We start from the raw sequence: 20,463 nt of genomic DNA on the forward strand, positions 1-20,463 counted from the left end.
AGCATATATTAAACTGACAATCAGTTTAATATATGCTAAGCCAAAGCCCGAAGCAACGATTATTTAAAAAATCACTTTGAGCCTTCTATTTCCTGCATATTTACTGTCATACCATTTATCGGCTTATCCGAATAAATAATTGCCTCCCCCGGATTAAGCCTGTTCATATATTCACTGGATGGGTTTTTAATCTTTAACTGAACTACATGTTTTCCTTTAGCGAGATCGTATTTCCAACATAATTCGTTTCTTCGGATAGTGAAATTTACAGGCAGATCCGGCGATTCAATTAATTGTCCATCTATATAAAGCCCGGTATGAAAAACAAAGTTACTACGATCATTGTACCCCGTTGTTTCACCTTTAAGCACAAACCCTGTCCCCTCAAATTCAAAACTTAGCATATCCTTGCTTTCCGACCATTTAACGGCAATCTTTCCAACAGGATAAATTCCAGCAAAACTTTTCTCAAATTTCACCGGCTTTGGATGTTGTAATTTCACGCTAATTATGTCTCCGTTAATATTGCCTCCGTTTTTTTGGATATTTTTCAACGCCTGGTTAAAGCCTATCCTATAAACATCGTTAAGGCTCATGGTGGTGTATTTAAATTTAATATCTTCAATATCCTTTAACCCCATTTTCCAGTAAGCCGGGATTTTATCATATCCAAGTATAGTACCTAAAATGCCTCCTGCAGAGGATGGGTTGCAATCAGCATCCTGCCCGCAGCGGGTTGCAATTTCAAGGGTTTTGGTAAAATCTTTTCCGCCATATAACAAACCCATTACAACATAAGCAGAATTTACTTTCGAATCTATATCAAACGGAGCAAACACACCATCCGGACAGCCAATATCATTGGCATATTTCTTTTGTACTTCCAACCAGGTTTGTTTCCAGTCGGTCGGATATAATTTGTGCCATTTTACCACATCACTAATGCATTGATAAAATTCACTTTGCCTGGGTATGGTTATTAATGCCTGGTTTACTATATAATCAATATCGGATGATGTAAAAGCCAGGGTATACATTGCCCCAATAAATACCCCGCCATACCAACCATCGCCGTAATTCATAATATGGCCCACCTTATCACTTATTGTCGAGGCGGTATTTGGCATTCCCGGGCTCATCAAACCAGCAAAATCTGCTTCTATCTGATAGTCAATACAATCGGCATGCGGATTATTTTTCCATTCGCCGCTCATCGGGGCCTTAATGCCATGCAAAATATTGTAACGCCCACTCTGATTAGCATGCCAAAGATCATAGCCCGCATGCGCAAAAGCGTTTGCAAATGAATCAACCGGTGCGTCCAGCCCATGTTTTTCAAACACATCAACAAACGTTAAATCCATATAAAGATCATCATATAAGCCAGGGTTATTAACCATATTTTGCTTTAAATACCCAGCATTCCACTTTAATGGCTGATAATCTCCGATAAATGTTCCATTATACCTAAACTCATATGGTCCGCCGAAAGTAACCCCAATGGTTTGCCCGGCCCATCCACCCATTATTTTATTTTTTAGCTTTTCCTTGGTTATCGAAATTGTCGGTGATTGCCCTCTTACAGTAGTAGCCATAAGAAATACAAGCAAAAGGCCAGGCAGATATCTTTTCATTACGTTACAGGTTTTAATAGAATTTGGTTTTGATTGCGATTGAGCAAAGAGAGAACAAAAAACAAGGCGATTATATTTATTTGATAACCAATAAATACATTGACACAGGCTTGCTCCCCAGTGATAAAACTATTGAATTTTTTCACTAATCGTGGCAACTACAATTAGAAATGCAAGAAATAAAAACAGATAGGGCTATTTTACTTTAATGCCGAAAATATCGCTCAAAGCTTTTTTACCCGCATGATACCCACACATGCCATGTACACCACCGCCGGGAGGGGTTGATGATGAGCAAATATAAAGCCCTTTAGCAGATGTTTTATAAGGAGAGGCACGCAGCACAGGCCTGGTGAATAGCTGGCCTATATCTATTACACCGCCGTTAATATCACCACCAATATAGTTGGGATTATATTGCTCCAATTGCGCGGTGTTGAATGTATGCTTTGCTAAAATGGTATCCCTGAAACCAGGCGCAAACCGTTCCACCTGCCGTTCAATAATGCTGGTCATATCTTTATCCGATCCGTTTGGTACATGACAATAAGCCCAGGCTGTATGTTTTCCCTCGGGAGCGCGGGATTTATCAAATATGCTTTGTTGAGCCAACAGTACGTAAGGTTTATCGGGATGCCCTCCCTGCCATATCAACTGTTCGCCCTCGGCCATTTCGTTGAATGTGTTACCAATGTGTACTGTTCCGGCTTGTTTTACGCTTTCTGCTTTAAATGGAATTGGGGCATCCAGCGCCCAATCAACCTTAAATACACCGGCGCCATAACGATAGCGTTCAAGTTGCCATTTATAGAGAGATGAAAATTTGTGACCAGCTATTTTCAGCAGCTGTCTTGGTGTAATATCAAACAGAATTGCATGTGCAGACGGCAATTGATTTAATGACTGAACGTAGAAATTAGTTTCGATCTTTCCGCCAATGCTAATAAAATATGACGCCAGGGCATTGGCAATTTGCTGAGAGCCCCCTTTGGGTATAGGCCAGCCCTTTAAATGCCCCTGGGCCATTAATACAAGTGCAATTGCCGACGTAGCTATGTTACTGAGCGGCTGAATAGCATGGGCTGCCATTCCACCGAATAAACCTTTGCCCTCTTTGGTTTTAAATACTTTTGATAACAAGGTTGCCGGGGTAAGCGCGGGCAAACCAAACTGGGCCATTAATAAAGGATGTTTTGGAAAATGAAGCGGCCCCAGTACATCGGCGGCAATTAAAGGCCAATTTTTAACCACCGGACTCATAAGATTCAGATACGCTTGTTCATCACTCCCAAGCAGCTTTGCCGTTTCGCTAACCGATTTTAACAAAACAGCAGCCGTTCCATCATCAAAGGGATGAGCGGCTGCCATTTTGGGGAAAATATATTCAAGCCCATGCTGCGCAAGCGGCAATGTTTCAAAAAACGGCGATCCTATTGCCAGTGGATGAATGGCTGAGCAAATATCATGTTTAAAACCAGGCAAGGTAAGCTCTGCAGTACGAAGGCCCCCTCCTATTTCATTTTTACCTTCAAGTAATAATACCGATAATCCGTTTTGCTGCAATAAAATCGCAGCGGCCAAACCATTGGGCCCTGACCCTACTATTATCGCATCGTAATCGCGCTTTTCAAGCTTCATCTATAATGTACAGAGGTTTTTGTGCCTCTAAGGTATCCAAATTAACAGTTCTGTTTTGATATAGTTTAATTTAAAACCTCCCCGGCGTGGGTGGCTTCAGGCACCTCGATCAGTTTGCCCGATCTTACATCGTACACGTAACCGTAAATCGGGATATTACCCGCAACCAAAGGATGATTCCGGATGCGTTCGACATCTTCGACAACGCTGGCTTCCAGATTTTTAAAAGTAAGGAACGCCACATGATTTGCCTCATCAGAGCCGCCGCTTTCATCTGTATTGCGCCAACCATTCTCATCAATAGTTGCTGTAGTTAAACTTGTAGATAACAGATTACGGATGATATCATCGGTAAATAAGCCCATACCACAGTCGGTATGGTGAATTACAAACCACTCTTTAGTACCCAATAATTTATGCGAAATAACCAGTGAGCGAATAGCATCGTCACTTGCACGGCCGCCGGCATTGCGGATAACATGCGCATCGCCTTCGGCAAGACCCGCGTATTTTGCCGGATCAAGCCTGGCATCCATACAGGTTAAAATAGCAAACTGACGCTTAGGTGGTATGGTAAGCTCACCTTTATCGCCAAAGTGTTTTACATATTCACTATTAGCCAAAAGCACCTGTTGATGTACTTTGGTTTTCACTTTCTGAAGTTCATCTATCGTGATTGACATAGTTTTAGTTTTTTAATAAATATCAGGCAGATCTTCTGCTGTTAGCTATTAATGAGGATTCATAAACCGAAGAAATAATTTCTTCGCCAGAAAATGTTCCCAAAAAATCCTGATCGATATGATTATAAATAACCTGTTTATTGTTATCAACAATATAAGTAGCCAGTAAGGGTACATTAACATCGATGCCCGAGAACCTGTTCCAAACGGGATCATTGTCTGAATAGATCCTGAATATTTGGGCAATGTTTTTTTCTTCGTCGTGATAAAAATTCAGGGTTAAGCTGTTTTCCCAGGCTTTTTTCCCCAGTTCATCATTACGTTCATCGCTGATGATCAACAAATTGCCACCGTTGGCCTTTATTTCCTGTTGAATATTATTCAGTTTTTTTAACAGCTCAAAACCCTGCTGCCCCCAGTGGCGCGAATAAAAAGCAATTACCAATGGCTTATTTAACAGCTGTCTTAATGAAATAGGTCCGTGAGTTTGCGCGCCGTTAAAAAACGACTGCCAACGACTGTAATCATTAAGAAATTTAAGATCGGGGATGTAGTTACCTGCTTTTACCGGTTTTAAAGACTGATATGGTTTAAACGGAATATCATTATCAGGAACAATTTCCGAAAGATCAAAAAATGGGTACTTATTATTAGTAGTTAACATTTGTAATGAAATAATGGGTATATAAATTATTTTTTGTTGGGGTTTCGTGATCAATATATCACGTTCAACAACGGCATAACCCATAAATTACCTGGCTGTAATGTAATACACAATCTATCGGTGTATTAATTTGAGTAAACAGATAAGTATTCATAAAATAATATATTAAATAACGAGGTCAGTAAACTTTTTAAATGGTGAGGGGTTTTGCAGGAGGAGAATTCAGCAACAACACATACGGCACATGGCTTTAAGATCATGATATCTTAAAAAACTATTTGTATGGTATTTTTGCACTTTATCCGGCATGACTTTGAGTTAATGAGACAAATATACTACAATGTCTATAAATTTAGTATACATTTATATAAATATTTTATTATTTTTTAGTTCCCTATCTTACAAATAAAAAAACGATGCTAAAGAAAGCTCATAATTATTATCCAATATATCTTATCCTATTCATTTTCAATACATTTAGTTGCAGGCAGATTATTAAGCAGTATGAACAAACAAAAGCCGATACTATAAAAAAGAAAATGGTTAAAGAATGGAATAAGACGATTCCGGGTAACTTCAGTGATCAGACCAAAGCTGTTTTTGATAGTACAGAGATCATTAAATTCCTTAAAAAATATCCCGCGTTTGGGCCTTATGCCCATGACATACATGTGTTTTACAGCAAGCGCAAGTTTGCCTATGCCTGGTACGCGAACGGACAGCTGATTGAGCAAGCCGGAAACTTATCAGACAGGCTGACAAACCTGCAAAGTGAAGGTATCTATAAAGCTACCCCCTATCCAAAATCGTTAGATTCGTTGGTATTTGAGGCTCGCCCCAAAGATCAAAGTGCGAAACCCAATATTTCTTCAGAACTAATGCTAACCGCCCAATACTTTGTTTTTTCAAAACTGGTGTTCCAGGGAATGAGCGATGCCACAAGTAAGGCTGTAAACTGGTACCTGCCCCGCAAAAAAGTATCCTATGATAATTATCTTGATACCTTGTTAAAACAACCGGATAAAGGTGGCAATGCCCTATCCGAACCCGTTTACAGGCAATATGACTTATTGAAATCCTTTCTTGGCAAATACAGTGCTTTAGATGCCAAAGAAAAATGGCCTGCTATACCTTCGGCTAAGGGTTTAAAACCCGGTGACACCTCGTCAGTTATCCCTCAAATTAAAGCCCGCCTTTATAAACTGGAGGATTTTAAAGGCGATACGCTAAGTAATGTATTTGATGATGAAATACAAGAAGCCATTAAGCGGTTCCAATCTCGGCATGGCTTAACTGATGATGGCTTGCCCGGCCCCGGAACTATCGCCGAAATGAATGTTTCTCTGAAAACCCGTATCCGCCAGATTATTGTTAATATGGAACGTTGCCGCTGGCTGCCGGTGAGTTTAAATACCGATTACCTGGCCGTAAACATTCCCGAATTTAAATTACATGTATATCATGCTGATAGTTTCCTTTGGAGCTGTAAAGTAGTAGTTGGCCAAAAAGTTCATCAAACCGTTATTTTTTATGGCCAAATGCAATATGTTGTATTCAGCCCGTACTGGAACCTTCCCGAGAGCATTATCCGCAACGAGGTATTACCGGCTATGCGTAAAAACCCTAATTATATAAATGAACATAATATGATCATTACCGGGCAGCTAAATGGCCTGCCTGTGATTAAACAAAAACCCGGACCGGCAAATTCATTGGGCCTGGTAAAATTCCTGTTCCCCAACAGTTATAGTATTTATTTGCATGATACCCCCTCCAAATCATTATTTGGTGAATCATACCGTGCTTTTAGCCATGGTTGTATCCGGGTAGGTGAGCCTGCAAAACTCGCATCTTTTTTATTGAAAAACGACACTACCTGGACCACTGAAAATATCAGTAAGGCCATGAACTCTGGTATAGAAAAGCAAATAACCCTAAAACAAAAAGTACCGGTATTTATAGCTTATTTTACGGCATTTACCGACAGGAGCAATAAACTTAATTTCCGTAAGGATATTTATAACAGGGATGAGCAACTGGCCTCTATGATTATTTCGGGGAGTGGGAAGTATTAAGAAAAAGTCATCCCGGTACTAATAAGAAAAGCCATGCCGAAACAAATCGACATGGCTTTTCTCATTTTCTCGGCAGTTTTTATTTCAACACCGATACCGCTTTATTGGCGTCACCAACGCCCCAAACAGTACCTGGTTTATCACCCATAGTAATCTCCAATTCACCGCCCTTCATTAAATCTGTATGCGCGAAATAAGTTTTGGTATAGTTTTTACCATTTAACTTCATGGCGTTGATGTATATGTTTTTAGGACCATTGTTTTTGATTACAATATGGAACGTTTTATTACCTTTTAATTTAAGTGTTGCCTCATTGATAACAGGGCTCCCGAAAACATATAGTCCGTTTGCCGGGTTAACCGGGTAAAAACCAAGAGCCGACAAAACATACCAGGCCGACATCTGCCCAACATCTTCATTGCCTATAATACCATCCGTTTTATCGGTATAAAAATCATCCAGTATATAACGCACCTTTTCGGCTGTTTTCCATGGCTGACCGGAGTAGGCATAATAATAGGTCATAGGATGGCCAGGCTCATTACCGTGTGCATATTGGCCTATTAAACCGGACACATCGGGTGATTTAAATTTACCCATATCGCCCTGAGCTATAAACAACGAATCGAGTTTGATATTAAACTTAGCTTCGCCACCTAACATATTAATCATCCCCTCCACATCCTGGGGCACCAAAAAAGTATATTCCCAGCCATTGCCTTCGGTAAAGTCGCCGGTTTCATGGATAGAAATGAAGGGGCTATAAGGCGTACGCCATGCTGTTTCTGATAAACGGCCCCGCATAAAGCCAGCTTTAGGATCGTAATAATTTTTATAGTACTGACCGCGTTTGCTGAAGTACTCATAATCGGCGGTTTTACCTAATTTTTTTGCCACCTGTGCAAGGCACCAATCATCAATAGCGTACTCCAATCCCATCGAAACAGATTCGGCAGTACTATCAGCCGGGATATAACCTAATTTCTTAACAAACTTAATACCGCGTGCATCCTGCATCGCCGTAGTCTTCATAGCTTCATAAGCCAAATTTGCATCAAAACCTTTATAGCCTTTCAGTAAAGCATCGGCAACAACCGGTACAGCACTGTATCCAACCATACAATTAGTTTCGTTGGCCATTAAATGCCAAACAGGTAAACTACCCTGCTGCTGGTAAATAGCCAGCATAGAGTTAATCATATCGTTGGTATGCTCCGGGTGGATGATGGTTGATAATGGGTTGTTTGACCGGTAAGTATCCCAAAGTGAAAACGTAGTCACGTTATTAAAACCTACATTTTTGTGTACTTTTTTATCCGTTCCCCAATACTCGCCATTCACATCATTAAAAACAGATGGAGCTACCATAGAATGATAAAAGGCCGTATAGAATTTTTTTAACTGTGAAAGTGAATCCGCTTTTATAGTGATCTTTTTAAGTTGGGTGTTCCATGCCTCATCTGCCTGGGCTACAACTTTATTAAAATCCCATCCCGGTATTTCCGCTTTGATATTCAGCATCGCGTTTTCTGAACTTACGGGAGAGATACCAACTTTAGCGTAAACTACTTCGCCTTTTGTGGTGGCAAAACTGATAACGCCTTTTACCTTTGCTCCTTTTACCTCTGTACCCGCCCTGGCGGTGCTATCATAAACGGCAAAGGTTTTTATTGGTTTCGAGAAAACAGCGGTAAAGTAAATACGCTGGTCATTTGCCCAGCCTTTTGAAAAGCGGTAACCAACAACGGTGTTTTTATCCAACTGTTTAATATAGGTTTCTTTTGCCTTATCCCAACCTATACCTTCCTGCAGGTCAATAACAATATGCGCGTCTTTTGATGCCGGGAATGTGTATTTGTGCATCCCCACTCTTGTGCTGGCTGTAAGTTCAACACCAATATCATACCGCTTAAGTTTCACTTTATAATAGCCTGGCTTTACTACCTCATCCTTGTGGCTAAACAGCGATACATAACCGCTTTGCATGCTTTTAAGCCCGCCTTTATAAGTTTTTATAGGGCCGGTGATTGGCATAAAGGAAATATCGCCCAGGTCACCAATACCGGTACCGCTGAGGTGGGTATGCTGAAACCCGATGATGGTAGAATCGGAAATATGATAGCCAGAGCACCAGTCCCAACCTTCGGATAAATTGGTTGGGCCCAACTGTACCGCGCCAAAAGGCACATTTGCGCCAACAAAAACATGCCCGTGAAAGCCTGTACCTATGTAAGGGTCAACATATTTTGTAAGACTGGCATTTTTTGTAGCCACGGTCTTTTTATGCGATTGGCTAAATGAATTTAAAGCTAAAAGTGCCAGCATTCCGGCTAAACAGATCTGTTTTTTCATTTTAATTATAGATGATAGTACTGAGATTTATAATATTTTTCAAACCTAAATCACAGCACATAATAGTTTATTAATAAACGCTTAATTCGGCTACAGTAATACCATTGCCTGCAATTACTCTTGTAGCCTCAAATTTAAAATATCTTGCGCTAACGGGTTTACTTAAAACCACAGGCTGCTCAATTGGATTCGACTTGATATTAGAGAACTCGCCTGATGCTGCTTTAATCCACTCCTTACCATCGTTACTGGTGTAAAACACATAGCTATCAACAATTCCGTCGACTTGTTTATCCTGCCTTGGTAAATAGCCAAAGGCTTTAATATCATGAGCCTTACCCATATCAACCGTTATTTGTTGTGGATAAGTGGCAGCATCCTTTTGCAATGTGCTATACAATGTGCCGGGATGTTCATCTATAGCATTTTCGGGCCGGTTACCATTATCATTGGCAGCTGCAGCATCCAAAACTTTCCAATCAGCTTTGGCATAGCCCAACGATATAAATGTTACATCACTTTTTTGTGATTTACCTTCAAAACTCCTTGCCTTAACTACTCCATCATCAATTACCGTAAATGGTTTTGTATATAATGGCGAACTTTGTGTTGGGTCCTGCCCGTTTAAAGTATAACGAATTGCACTTACGGGCGCTTCGGTAGTAATACTTACCTCACCTTTTTTATTCCGAACTATTTTTGGAACTGTCAGGTGCACCGGCTCCTTAAATAATCCAATATCACTTAAAGCAATAGATACGGGGGATTTGGTCACTCTTACCCTGATTTTATTTGAAGTTATATTCTGCGTTAAGCGGATCAGCCTGTTTCCACCAATACTTGTTGCGGTGCCTATTTGCTGCCATTTGCCATTTATATAAGCATCCACCTCCAAAGCCTCAATACGTTGGCCCAGTTTAATATTTTCGCGCAGCCTGATCACATTAAAGGTTTTAGGCGTGTGCATATCAATAACCACATTGGCTGCTGTTACCTTATCATCAGTAGCCCAATAACTGTAACGGTCATTATCAACTAAAAACTGCGGGCCATATTTAGCTTTGTCGCCACCACGCACATTGCTTGCCGTAATGGTTGCCCCCTTTGCCAGGTTAACAGCAAAAGTTTGTTTCAATAGTTTACCAAATTCGGTAAGTGATTTAACGTCTATCTCGTTTACTATTCCCCGCGGATCAGGAGACAAACCCAAATCAAGCGCCGCCCCACGACCTACACTTTTATAATAAAGATCAAGCAAGGTATATGGTGATTTTACGCCATCATCCTGGGTTTTGTGGTAAAACCAGCCTGGCCTTAATGATACATCACACTCTGCGGGCATCCAGTAATCGCCGTTACGGGTTCCTTCTGTTCCTTCGTAATCTTTAACAAAGCCATTGCCCGGTTTCTTACCTTCTTCGGGGGCATGGGGAGTATAAGTTGCCCAGCAGGTTTCGCCGGCATGCCCTTCCTCGTTACCAACCCAACGTACATCGGGGCCAACATCTCCAAATATTACCGCATTGGGCTGTAGTTTACGGGTAATTGCCCAGGTTGTATCCCAACCATAATAAGTGGAGCGATCAATCTTTCTTACTTCCCGTTTGCCACCGTAATAGCCATCGCCACCATTAGCACCATCATGCCATGAAATAAAAAGCGGACCATAATTGGTATACAGTTCTTTCAGTTGTTCGCGATAGATCTTTATATATTCGGCCGTGCCATAGTTAGGGTTGTTTCTATCCCATGGAGAGCAATAAACACCTAACTGCATGCCTAATTTATCGCAGGCCTCACGGTATTCTTTCATCATATCGCCCTTACCGTTTTTGTATGGGCTTTTTGAAATATTATGCTCAGTTGTTTTTGTTGGCCAAATGCAAAAACCATCGTGGTGCTTAGCTACAACCACCACACCTTTAAAACCACCTGCTTTGGCAGCCGCTACTATCTGTAACGCGCTAAATTGCGAAGGGTTAATAAGCTTTGGATCTTCATCTCCATAACCCCACTCCTTATTGGTATACACATCAACACCATAGTGAATAATGCAATACATTTCCATCTGCTGCCAGTTTAACTGCCCCTTTGTAGGCAAAACACCATAAGGTTTAGGTGCGGTTTGGCTAAAACCTTTTAGGTGGATAATAAGTAACAATAAAGCAATGCCTGTAAACTTCTTCATAATAGGTATTTAATTTTTAAACCAATCGGCCGGTACATCCTGCGGAGCAGAACCATTAAAACTGTATTTTAATTTCAAGGTAAAACCACCTCCACCTTCAATAAAATCAAGTTTGAAGGGGTGCGCTCCCATCTTTAAAGCAATTTGCCCACTGCGTTCCTGGGCAGAGTGGTTACCATCGTTATTTACAACCACATTGGGGCCTATGTTTAATACACCACCATCATCGCAAGTTAAATAAAAACTATAAATGCCATCAGCCGGTACATCAATGTATCCCTTATAAGTAATGCCAAATGAGGGCGCCTTTACTGTAGCGGGTACTTCAATTTTATCGGAAATAAAAACACTATCAGCTTTGGCATCCTTCATTAAGGCCGTTTCTTTAAAATAGGCTTTATAGTAAGTGCAAGCCAATCCCGCTTTGGATGGGGCTATTTTTACCGCACCAAGCATATGTTGTTGGGTATAGTTAAGGCTATAAACATCCCCACGGGTACCTGTTGGTGTAAAGGCTGCAACTTTTACCAACTCTGATTTTTTTATAATTAACGGATACGGCAAAAGGGGCGATTTAACATCGGGCAAAGTACCATCGGTGGTGTAATGAAGCGTCAGACTTTTTAATGGTGAGGTGATGCTTAATTTACCTTCATCCGTAAACGCGTATTCATTTAAAAGGTTAGGCAGATCGGGTAAACGATAATTGATCTTTAAGGCGTCCATCCTGCTATATTGCTGTACCAGGCGCTCTAAATAAGAATCATATTTGTCTTGTTTATTCGTCCACAGCAATTCTGCCAGTGCGGTCATCCTTGGCATATACATATAGTCGGCGCGGCGCTCTGACGGGATTTGTTCTGTCCAGATGTTTGCCTGCGCTCCTATTATCGACTTCGCTTCTTCGGCATTTAAAACCTGCGGGATAGGATTAAAATGATAAACCTTATAAATAGAATACTGATCGGCCTGGTTATCAAAGTATAAAGGTTCGCCAGGTGTCATGATCACCGTATTTCCATTTTTAACCGCTTTTACCGGTGCTTGTGGCACCCAGGTACGCCAATACATTACAATTGCCGTTGGACTGATACCACCTTCAATTATCTCATCCCATCCTATTAATTTACGGCCTTTTGAGTTGAAAAACTTCTCCATCCGGTTAATGAAATAGCTTTGCAGCGCGGGCAGATCTTTGATACCCTCGCGCTCCATCAGGGCTTTACAGGCATCAGATTTGCCCCAGTCAGTACGGTCAACTTCATCGCCACCTATGTGGATGTATTTGGATGGAAAGATGTCCATAATTTCGCTGAATACGTTTTGGGCAAATTCAAATGTAGTTTCATTACATGGGCAAATAGGCTTGGTAAACAATGTACCCCATTTATTTTCGCCGTTGCAGGTTAAAAACGGGTATGAGTTAATTGCCGCCATCATGTGCCCGGGCATATCAATTTCGGGGATGATATCAATGTGCTTTGCAGTTGCATAAGCCACTATCCCTTTCATCTCCTGCTGGGTATAGAAACCACCATACAGGGTTTTACCATCGCGCTGGATAATGTGCTCTTTATCAATAATAAAATCCGGATTATCTTTAGCGCGTTTCATACATGACGAATCCTGGTTGTTGAATGTTCGCCACGACCCTTCTTCGGTTAGTTTGGGATATTTTTTTATTTCGATGCGCCAGCCCTGGTCGTCAGTTAAATGCAGGTGCAGCTTGTTCATTTTATAAAGCGCCATCCTGTCAATAAACTTTTTGAGATAGCTTACCGAGAAGAAGTGACGGGAAACATCTAAATGCATGCCCCGCCATTCATACGCCGGTTGGTCTTGTATAGCTGCTACCGGTAAAGATAACTGCTTACATACCATACCTGTTTCAACAGAAACCGGCAGTAATTGCCGTATAGTTTCCACTGCATGGAAAACTCCTGCGCCATCCTTCGCTCTGATTACTACTTCATTTTGGCTTATATTTAAGGTATATGCTTCTGGCGCGGTAATGCTGGCATCGTAAATCAATTTTATGGCATGAGGCTTATTAACTTTGCTCAACAATAACGGCTTACCTAAACCCCTTTGCAGTATATTGTTGAGCTCTAAAGCTTCGCTGCCAAATTCTTTTGCTGTTACAATAGGTGTTTTTGATGTTATTATAAAAGAGCCACTCCCCATAACCAGTTGATTTGGATAAGGAATTAAAGGAAACTTAGTGGCATCCTGCGCATTCGAGGTAAAAGAGGCGCATACTAACAATATCACCAGCTTAAAAGGAGTAAGTTTTTTAGCAAAAGCTATCATTGATGGTTTGTTTTATTAATAAAGTTCTGAAAATAAATCTAATCGATCAGCCTACCAAAATAAAGCAAACGACTATGTTTTTTACGGGTGCGACAATCGATAGTAATTATTTTATAAACATATCAAAACTTTTTAATTTTATTGTAAAAGTTAATAAAATGTTACGAAATCACTGTATGCAAAGTATGGGCATTAATGCCTGGTTAAAATTCAATCTCGCCGGAAGATCCTTCTGATCTGGTTAAAATCAAACTCGTGGCCATGAAGTTAAATAGTTACCCAAACTTTTTTTTCACAATCAATTTTAATTGTTGTTGATTGTCGCTAATTAAAACAAATTCTATCAATCTAAACCAGTAAAAAGTAGTTAACAAATGGAAACAATCCGGCACTACAGTTCATATTATTTAGCGTCAATTCGTAACATTCGCGGCATTGCTGTGTTTAATAATTAAATACATTAATCATGATAACAAGTGGCGTAACATTCGGTATAAACAAAGAAGACGGAACTCATATCACCATTGCAATAGATCCGGCGGATATCAATAAGGTTGAAGGTAATAACGCAGGCACCTATAAACTATATAAAGAAATTGACAGCTCGAAAACTTTTGATAAAGGATATTTGGGCGCCATATTTTTAGATGATGCAGATCCCGGTTATCACTATTCCGGCGGTACAGAACTAACGGATTTTGAATTAAAGCAATTGGCCAAACTCATCAGGGAGTATCATGCAACAGGTAAAGAGTTTGATGACCATCATCGCGATATCAGCTCGAAATAAATTGGTTAAATTATAGCCGCATTAAATTTTTCGAGGTATTTGGCTATATAATCCTGTTTTGTTTTTGATTTGTATTGCATTATAAAGCGGGGATGTTCAAGGGCGATGATCTGCTTAAAGAATTTCTTTTCTTCATTTAGCTTTTGCAAAAAAGCCTCGTTCTTTCCTGTGCCGAAGCAAAAGCAAATATCAGTTTCAAAACCCAGGTCTATCTGTTTTTGAATATTTTCAACGATGAAAGGATACACCGCTTTGGTTAACGCCGGTGTATCGTAATAATTATAATTCACTTCCTTACCTGCAGTACCGGTTATTGTAAAACCAAGCGGACAAACCGAATGGATATAAAACTGCTGATAAAATGCGGCAATACCACCAAAAGCGTTGATCACATCATACACATACTCTGATGATGGCTCATGAGTTATAGGACCATTATATGGAATATGGCATTGATTGATCATCCGTTTAGGATCGGTAAAGGCAACACCCGTCATTCCTGAACCAAACCTGCCAGGGTTTATGCCGAGGATTAAATGCCTTGGATGGTTATCGTTATAATATTTATTGTAAAACTGAGACGAAACATCAAATGCAAAATCATTATCCCTAAAGGGATTCATGATACTGATTCCGGGCGGAAGAGTGCCCGTATATTCAAGCTGTTTATTAAAATTGATTATCCTATCTGCAAATGTGCTCATATCAAATGCTAACCTATTAAAAATTAGTAAAAAGCAAAAGCTTTCTTTAAGTTCTCATATAATTACCTTTGCATTATGGGAATCATCAACTTCACTACTTTTCTGCTAACATCTTTCCTTTTTATAATATCTCCCGGCATCGACACTATTTTTGTGCTCAATAAAGCTATTGCCCAGGGAAAAAAGTCTGGTATTTACTCAACATTGGGTATTACTACAGGTGTACTTGTACATACCACCCTGGCCGCTTTTGGATTGTCGCTAATCCTTTCGCAATCGGCAATGGCATTTAGTTTTGTTAAATATGCAGGTGCGGCTTATTTAGTTTGCCTGGGGATTGGCAAATTATTGCTTGGGGCTACCTATGCTTTGATGAGTTTAGTATGGTTTATGATACTCACTTTTTTTGCCGGTTCGCTTTCAATCCGGTTAAAGCAACGCCCTTTATTTGGCGTTTGGCTTAATAAATTCTCGGCTTTAGTTTTTGTGCTGATGGGCGTTAAAATTGCGTTAACAAAAAGGTAAAAAAAATCCCGGCGCCCCCACAGCAACCGGGATCATTAAATCACCCTGCACAAAATCGTTATTTCATATACTCCTGATCAAGAAACAAATACCTGGCCCTGTCATTTTCAGTTTTCTGTTCACTTTTTACGTTGATATCCATAAACTTAACCGGGCTTTTACCAGTATTGGCATCCCATTTAGGCAAACCAGATCCGTTTGGATTACCGTTTTTAATAAAGTTGGCAAAGTAGTTTTCCATGGTTTCTGATACCTTGTAGTCATCAGGTGTCCAGGCGTACACTTTGTTACTCGCCAGGTTACCCATCGCGTATTCAATTTCTGATGCATGCGCAGCGCCAATTTGCGCCGGTGCTTTTGGAGCAGGTTTAGCAGCATCCCCTTTCACAACTCCCCCGGCAAGGCCCGGAGTGGCATTACCCATTTGCGCAGTCATGGCCGGGCGGATGCGCGAAAAACAATAACGATAAACCGGTTTGCCACCTGTTTGAATTTGCAGATCGGCCCATTTCCAGGTGCTGTATACTATAAACCTATCACTTGATAATGCTGTGGCCGATTTAATAACTTCCTCATCTGTTGAGGCAGGATATAATTTCATTGCCTCATCAGCCTTATCACCATATGTAGTTGTAAGTGTCTTTTTATAATTTTCCAATGTTGGTGCATCGGCACGCATTAAAAACTGGTATGGTACTTCGGCCGAGTTCCATCCAACCAGGATAGGTATTTTAGCTTGTTCGCCTGCTTCAAAAATAGCAGGTAATGATTTTGACAATAAATAACCATCAATAGTAGGCGTCATTGGCGTTGAGCCTGGTTTAAAAACAGCGTCGAGCAGATCTGCCGCGGATATTGCCCTTAATTCAGTCAATGAACCGGCTTTTACATGCGCAGCAAACGTTACTCCATTTTTCTCGGCATCGGCCAGTGGTATGGAGTTTAATGTTGGCTTTATGCCCGCGCCGCTTTCGCCGATTGCGCCCATGATAAGGTCTTTTGATAACGGCGATGCCATTTGTACCGATACAGATATAGAACCTGCCGACTCACCGGCTATAGTTACATGTTTAGGGTCGCCACCAAATTTGGCCACGTTTTTTTGAACCCACAGTAAAGCCGCGTTTTGATCAAGGTAGCCATAGTTGCCCGATGAATGATTAGGCGACTCTTTGGTTAATTCGGGGTGCGAAAAAAAGCCGAAAACGCCTAATCTGTAATTCACAGTAAGCACAACGATACCTTTTTTAGCCATACTTTCACCATCATAACGAGGTTCAGATCCATCGCCGGCAGCAAGGCCTCCCCCATAAAAATAAACAAGTACCGGCAATTTTTCTTTCATGGTTTTAGCAGGCGTCCAAACGTTAAGGTACAAGCAATCTTCGCTCATACCCGAAGAACGGAACCCCATATCGCCAAAGATTGGCCGTTGCATTGGGTTGTTTCCAAAATGATCGGCTTTGCGCACACCATCCCAGTTTTTTGCAGGCTGTGGTTCTTTCCAGCGCAAATCGCCAACGGGTGGTTGGGCAAACGGAATTCCTTTAAAAACAGTGATAGGCGAACCTGTATCTTTTATTCCCTCCAGGGTACCATTCTCAACGGTTACCTGGTTTGTTTGTGCAATTACCTCTACAGTGGCAATTTGTACCAGCAGTAGTACTGCTAAAAATGGTTTCATCATATGGGTATAATTAAGTTTTTTGGTTTAATACGAAGATAAGATATCTTATTGTATCATTTTGTTACAATAGTAATTAATTTTATCCGGGGTAACATTTTTTTTTGTTATTTGCTGTAAGTTTTATTTATAATGTATGAGTAACGAATTCAGAAACCAGGAAGCTAATGCCCACGGCGATGGTTATTTACCCGGTTTGGCTATTGATGCTGTTATTTTTGGTTTTCATGATAATCAGTTAAAGGTATTGCTGCTCACCTACAAAAACACAGGTCTGTTTGCCTTACCGGGTGGTTTTGTACACGATACTGAGGATGTAAACGAAGCGGCCCGCCGGGTTTTGTTTGACCGTACAGGCTTAACCAATATCTTTTTGGATCAGTTTTATGTTTTTGGCGATAAAAGCCGACACGATACGGCTCCGCTAAAGGCTATCATGGCGGTTAGAGGGGTTACACCGCCGGATGACCATTGGCTGTTGAAACGCTTTATATCTGTTGGCTATTATGCCCTGGTTGATTTTACCAAGGCTATCCCCACTCCCGATAGCATATCAGATAGCTGCGATTGGTTTGGTTTGGATAATTTACCCGAGCTGATGCAGGATCATAAACTCATCATTAAAAAAGCGCTGGAAACTTTACAGGCAAACCTCGATCAAAAACTTATCGGCTTTAATTTATTAACTGATGACTTTACCATGGGCGATTTGCAAAGTCTGTATGAAACTATTTTAAACAAGAAACTTATCCGTGCGGCGTTTCAGCGTAAAATACTGAGCCTGGGGATATTAGAGCGAACTGCAAAAAAATGGACCGGTGGAGCCCATAAAGCCCCCTATTTATATAGATTCATATCTGAAAAATATTTTCTGTCATAATTTAACCCCATAATTGTCGTATTCTGCCCTGTTTAATTATCTTTAATCGCCGTAAATTTACTTCTGTAAATCACAAAAAATTATAAACTAAAAACCTTAAAAATGGCCACACTTAATCCGTATTTAAATTTCCCCGGCAATACCGAGGAAGCTTTTAATTTTTACAAATCAATTTTTGGTGGTGAATTTCTGACCGTAATGCGCTTTAAAGATTCTCCCGAGGCAGGGCATATAGCCGAAGAAGATAAAGAAAAACTGATGCATATAGCGCTCCCAATTGGTAAAGGCAATATACTAATGGCTACAGATAGTGTTGGCGAAATGGGCATGGGCTATAAGCAAGGCAACAATTTTCACCTATCTTTAACTGCAGAAAGCGAAGAAGAAGCAAACACATTATTCAATGCTTTATCTGCAGGTGGCAATATAATGGTTCCACTTTCTCCTGCTTCATGGGGCGATCTTTTCGGATGGTTTTCTGATAAATTTGGTATTTCATGGATGGTAAGCTATTCACCTAACCGCCCGCAGTAAATATTGATAATATGAGCGCGAAAACAATTAAGATCACCTATTGGATATTAACCGTTTTACTTGCTTTATCAATGGCCGGGGATGGTTACGGCGGCGTTACAAAACAACAGGCAGGTGTTGACGTATTGCAACACCTGGGTTACCCGGTTTATTTCATGGTTATTGTTGGGGTTGCCAAGCTATTGGGTGTAATTGCCATATTACAAAATAAATTCAAAGCAATAAAAGAATGGGCATATGCCGGTTTCGCTTTTAATTTCCTTGGAGCAATTGCATCCAGAGCTTTTGTTGGTGATGGCCCGGCCGATCTTATACCGCCAATTGTAATAGTTGTATTTTTATTTGCAACCTACTATTTCTGGAAAAAGTTCAACCAAATTGAAGTAAATCCTAAAACTAAAAATCAATAATAATTTAACTTTAAAACATGAAGATCGCAGTAATTATTGTACGTACCCTTGTTGCCTTAATGTTCCTGTTTGCTTCGGTAAGCTGGTTTTTAATGGTCTATTTTCATGCATTCCAGATGCCACCTGTAACCGGCAACATGAAAGTGTTTAATGACGGACTTGAGGCTTCGGGCTACTTAATGATGCTTATAAAAATAACAGAGTTGGTTTGTGCATTATTTTTGTTATTCGGCAGGTACGTTGCGCTGGCTTTAGTAGTTCTGTTCCCGGTAATGCTAAATATTGTGTTAGTCAACGCATTTTTGGCACCTTCGGGCCTTACCAGTGTAATCCCGTTGCTACTTGGGGTTTTATTCCTGGCCTATACCCAGCGGGATAAATACGCGCCCTTGTTCGTTTCAAAATAAGCACCTTACTCACGGAATAAAAAACAAACTATTATGACGGTAGAAGTTTTTAAAACCAATGTAAACAAGCGCAAATACGCTAAAATTTTATTAGATCACATTCATAAAACATTCTCGGGCTATAATGCCAATTTTGATCTTGATGATTGCGATAATATTTTGCGTGTACAGTGTAAAAAGGGCACTATCAGATCGAAGGCATTAATCCTTTTTTTAAAAGATTTTGGGTATCACGGTGAGGTACTGGTAGATTAAGCTCTATCATGCAAAACAAAAACCAACTTGACTAATTGTTATAATAAAGGAGAACTATTATGTTAAAAGACAGTAAAGCATTTAGCGGATTTTCTGTAAACGACACTGCAAAAGCCAAAGAGTTTTATGGTCAAATCCTCGGACTCGAAGTAAAGGACGAAGCAATGGAAGGTTTAATAAGTTTGCAACTTACCGGTGGAAACTATATCATCATATACCCAAAGCCCAACCACGTGCCTGCCACTTTTACCATACTCAATTTCCCTGTAAATGATGTGGAAAAAACAGTTGATGAACTTACCGCACGTGGTGTAAAATTCATTGTTTATAACGAGGAACATTTTAAAACCAATGAAAAAGGAATATTTACGGCTGGCGGCCCTACCATTGCCTGGTTTAAAGATCCGGCAGGTAATATTTTATCCGTTATCGAACAAAAAAATTAATTGAATATCTTATTCTTATTAAATAGCAAAAGTTCCTTAAGCCAGCTTAAGGAACTTTTACTATTATCATCAAATATTGCCTCAATACCCCATTGAGTATTAGTGGGAAACTTTTTAAAAACCTCACCCAATGCAGCAAGGCGTTCATATTCCCGTCTATACATCTGTAGAAAACACAACGGCGGCTAAAGCTTAACTTCAAAATGCCTTTAAATAGCAATCAGGCAAAAACTTGCCCAATTTATAAGTTTTAACCCCAAACGGGAATATATTCCACAATAGG

Annotated in this window: 18 protein-coding genes; 9 read left to right on the forward strand and 9 right to left on the reverse strand. The window is 40.3% G+C overall.

Going from position 1 to position 20,463, the window contains the following annotated elements; all coding sequences use genetic code 11:
- Positions 1-71 precede the first annotated feature (71 nt).
- The 4 genes from AC1D0K_RS03550 to AC1D0K_RS03565 form a co-directional block, all read right to left on the reverse strand.
- The gene (locus tag AC1D0K_RS03550; RefSeq protein ID WP_477396953.1) at positions 72-1,634 is read right to left on the reverse strand and encodes an ADP-ribosylglycohydrolase family protein; all 1,563 of its coding nucleotides are present in this window, start codon (positions 1,632-1,634) and stop codon (positions 72-74) included.
- Between the two features lie 195 nt (positions 1,635-1,829).
- The gene (locus tag AC1D0K_RS03555) at positions 1,830-3,272 is read right to left on the reverse strand and encodes a phytoene desaturase family protein (protein WP_477396955.1); all 1,443 of its coding nucleotides are present in this window, start codon (positions 3,270-3,272) and stop codon (positions 1,830-1,832) included.
- A 65-nt stretch (positions 3,273-3,337) separates the two neighbouring features.
- Positions 3,338-3,955 (reverse strand): beta-class carbonic anhydrase, encoded by a 618-nt coding sequence (locus AC1D0K_RS03560; RefSeq protein WP_477396957.1) that lies wholly within the window; start codon positions 3,953-3,955, stop codon positions 3,338-3,340.
- Between the two features lie 22 nt (positions 3,956-3,977).
- Positions 3,978-4,619, reverse strand: a complete 642-nt coding sequence (locus AC1D0K_RS03565; protein ID WP_477396959.1) for a redoxin domain-containing protein — start codon at positions 4,617-4,619, stop codon at positions 3,978-3,980.
- A 416-nt stretch (positions 4,620-5,035) separates the two neighbouring features.
- On the opposite strand from AC1D0K_RS03565, the gene AC1D0K_RS03570 reads away from it, so the two are divergent.
- Positions 5,036-6,694, forward strand: coding sequence for a L,D-transpeptidase family protein (locus AC1D0K_RS03570; RefSeq protein ID WP_477442332.1), 1,659 nt, complete (start codon positions 5,036-5,038; stop codon positions 6,692-6,694).
- A gap of 79 nt (positions 6,695-6,773) precedes the next feature.
- Here AC1D0K_RS03570 and AC1D0K_RS03575 read toward each other — a convergent pair whose 3' ends face one another.
- From AC1D0K_RS03575 to AC1D0K_RS03585, 3 genes are all read right to left on the reverse strand, one after another.
- Positions 6,774-9,047 carry a GH92 family glycosyl hydrolase gene (locus AC1D0K_RS03575; RefSeq protein ID WP_477399677.1) on the reverse strand — a complete coding sequence of 758 codons (2,274 nt, stop codon included), beginning with the start codon at positions 9,045-9,047 and terminating at the stop codon, positions 6,774-6,776.
- Between the two features lie 70 nt (positions 9,048-9,117).
- On the reverse strand, positions 9,118-11,235 hold the full coding sequence (locus AC1D0K_RS03580) for an alpha-L-fucosidase (protein ID WP_477442334.1): 2,118 nt from the start codon (positions 11,233-11,235) through the stop codon (positions 9,118-9,120).
- Between the two features lie 9 nt (positions 11,236-11,244).
- Positions 11,245-13,545 carry a family 20 glycosylhydrolase gene (locus tag AC1D0K_RS03585; protein ID WP_477398956.1) on the reverse strand — a complete coding sequence of 767 codons (2,301 nt, stop codon included), beginning with the start codon at positions 13,543-13,545 and terminating at the stop codon, positions 11,245-11,247.
- Positions 13,546-14,011: 466 nt separating this feature from the next.
- Here AC1D0K_RS03585 and AC1D0K_RS03590 point away from each other — a divergent pair, with 466 nt between their 5' ends.
- Positions 14,012-14,335 (forward strand): hypothetical protein, encoded by a 324-nt coding sequence (locus AC1D0K_RS03590; RefSeq protein WP_295716967.1) that lies wholly within the window; start codon positions 14,012-14,014, stop codon positions 14,333-14,335.
- Positions 14,336-14,340: 5 nt separating this feature from the next.
- Here AC1D0K_RS03590 and AC1D0K_RS03595 read toward each other — a convergent pair whose 3' ends face one another.
- Positions 14,341-15,039: a uracil-DNA glycosylase family protein gene (locus tag AC1D0K_RS03595; protein ID WP_477442336.1), complete on the reverse strand. Its 699-nt coding sequence runs from the start codon at positions 15,037-15,039 to the stop codon at positions 14,341-14,343.
- 75 nt (positions 15,040-15,114) lie between these two features.
- Here AC1D0K_RS03595 and AC1D0K_RS03600 point away from each other — a divergent pair, with 75 nt between their 5' ends.
- Positions 15,115-15,564 carry a LysE family translocator gene (locus tag AC1D0K_RS03600; protein WP_477398961.1) on the forward strand — a complete coding sequence of 150 codons (450 nt, stop codon included), beginning with the start codon at positions 15,115-15,117 and terminating at the stop codon, positions 15,562-15,564.
- Between the two features lie 58 nt (positions 15,565-15,622).
- On the opposite strand, the gene AC1D0K_RS03605 is transcribed toward AC1D0K_RS03600, so the two are convergent.
- Positions 15,623-17,251, reverse strand: a complete 1,629-nt coding sequence (locus tag AC1D0K_RS03605) for a carboxylesterase/lipase family protein (RefSeq protein ID WP_477398963.1) — start codon at positions 17,249-17,251, stop codon at positions 15,623-15,625.
- Between the two features lie 133 nt (positions 17,252-17,384).
- Between AC1D0K_RS03605 and AC1D0K_RS03610 the strand changes: the two genes are divergently transcribed.
- The 6 genes from AC1D0K_RS03610 to AC1D0K_RS03635 all read left to right on the forward strand — a co-directional run bounded on the left by AC1D0K_RS03610 (position 17,385) and on the right by AC1D0K_RS03635 (position 20,180).
- Entirely contained in the window at positions 17,385-18,128 is a 744-nt protein-coding gene (locus AC1D0K_RS03610; RefSeq protein ID WP_477398965.1) for an NUDIX hydrolase, read from the forward strand.
- Between the two features lie 102 nt (positions 18,129-18,230).
- Positions 18,231-18,662: a VOC family protein gene (locus tag AC1D0K_RS03615; RefSeq protein WP_295716974.1), complete on the forward strand. Its 432-nt coding sequence runs from the start codon at positions 18,231-18,233 to the stop codon at positions 18,660-18,662.
- An 11-nt stretch (positions 18,663-18,673) separates the two neighbouring features.
- A complete protein-coding gene (locus AC1D0K_RS03620) occupies positions 18,674-19,072 on the forward strand; it encodes a DoxX family protein (RefSeq protein WP_295716978.1) in 399 nt (132 codons plus the stop codon).
- Between the two features lie 17 nt (positions 19,073-19,089).
- The gene (locus AC1D0K_RS03625) at positions 19,090-19,479 is read left to right on the forward strand and encodes a DoxX family protein (RefSeq protein WP_295716980.1); all 390 of its coding nucleotides are present in this window, start codon (positions 19,090-19,092) and stop codon (positions 19,477-19,479) included.
- A gap of 33 nt (positions 19,480-19,512) precedes the next feature.
- Positions 19,513-19,734, forward strand: coding sequence for a hypothetical protein (locus AC1D0K_RS03630; RefSeq protein WP_477398970.1), 222 nt, complete (start codon positions 19,513-19,515; stop codon positions 19,732-19,734).
- 59 nt (positions 19,735-19,793) lie between these two features.
- Positions 19,794-20,180, forward strand: coding sequence for a VOC family protein (locus AC1D0K_RS03635; protein WP_477398972.1), 387 nt, complete (start codon positions 19,794-19,796; stop codon positions 20,178-20,180).
- Positions 20,181-20,463: the final 283 nt, after the last annotated feature.

This window comes from Mucilaginibacter sp. P1_A3 (assembly GCF_056406855.1).

What these genes read in the sequence shown, in the direction of transcription:
- AC1D0K_RS03550 (WP_477396953.1), bottom strand. Translation starts at nt 1,634, where the DNA reads ATGAAAAGATATCTGCCTGGCCTTTTGCTTGTATTTCTTATGGCTACT.
- AC1D0K_RS03555 (WP_477396955.1), bottom strand. Translation starts at nt 3,272, where the DNA reads ATGAAGCTTGAAAAGCGCGATTACGATGCGATAATAGTAGGGTCAGGG.
- AC1D0K_RS03560 (WP_477396957.1), bottom strand. Translation starts at nt 3,955, where the DNA reads ATGTCAATCACGATAGATGAACTTCAGAAAGTGAAAACCAAAGTACAT.
- AC1D0K_RS03565 (WP_477396959.1), bottom strand. Translation starts at nt 4,619, where the DNA reads ATGTTAACTACTAATAATAAGTACCCATTTTTTGATCTTTCGGAAATT.
- AC1D0K_RS03570 (WP_477442332.1), top strand. Translation starts at nt 5,036, where the DNA reads ATGCTAAAGAAAGCTCATAATTATTATCCAATATATCTTATCCTATTC.
- AC1D0K_RS03575 (WP_477399677.1), bottom strand. Translation starts at nt 9,047, where the DNA reads ATGAAAAAACAGATCTGTTTAGCCGGAATGCTGGCACTTTTAGCTTTA.
- AC1D0K_RS03580 (WP_477442334.1), bottom strand. Translation starts at nt 11,235, where the DNA reads ATGAAGAAGTTTACAGGCATTGCTTTATTGTTACTTATTATCCACCTA.
- AC1D0K_RS03585 (WP_477398956.1), bottom strand. Translation starts at nt 13,545, where the DNA reads ATGATAGCTTTTGCTAAAAAACTTACTCCTTTTAAGCTGGTGATATTG.
- AC1D0K_RS03590 (WP_295716967.1), top strand. Translation starts at nt 14,012, where the DNA reads ATGATAACAAGTGGCGTAACATTCGGTATAAACAAAGAAGACGGAACT.
- AC1D0K_RS03595 (WP_477442336.1), bottom strand. Translation starts at nt 15,039, where the DNA reads ATGAGCACATTTGCAGATAGGATAATCAATTTTAATAAACAGCTTGAA.
- AC1D0K_RS03600 (WP_477398961.1), top strand. Translation starts at nt 15,115, where the DNA reads ATGGGAATCATCAACTTCACTACTTTTCTGCTAACATCTTTCCTTTTT.
- AC1D0K_RS03605 (WP_477398963.1), bottom strand. Translation starts at nt 17,251, where the DNA reads ATGATGAAACCATTTTTAGCAGTACTACTGCTGGTACAAATTGCCACT.
- AC1D0K_RS03610 (WP_477398965.1), top strand. Translation starts at nt 17,385, where the DNA reads ATGAGTAACGAATTCAGAAACCAGGAAGCTAATGCCCACGGCGATGGT.
- AC1D0K_RS03615 (WP_295716974.1), top strand. Translation starts at nt 18,231, where the DNA reads ATGGCCACACTTAATCCGTATTTAAATTTCCCCGGCAATACCGAGGAA.
- AC1D0K_RS03620 (WP_295716978.1), top strand. Translation starts at nt 18,674, where the DNA reads ATGAGCGCGAAAACAATTAAGATCACCTATTGGATATTAACCGTTTTA.
- AC1D0K_RS03625 (WP_295716980.1), top strand. Translation starts at nt 19,090, where the DNA reads ATGAAGATCGCAGTAATTATTGTACGTACCCTTGTTGCCTTAATGTTC.
- AC1D0K_RS03630 (WP_477398970.1), top strand. Translation starts at nt 19,513, where the DNA reads ATGACGGTAGAAGTTTTTAAAACCAATGTAAACAAGCGCAAATACGCT.
- AC1D0K_RS03635 (WP_477398972.1), top strand. Translation starts at nt 19,794, where the DNA reads ATGTTAAAAGACAGTAAAGCATTTAGCGGATTTTCTGTAAACGACACT.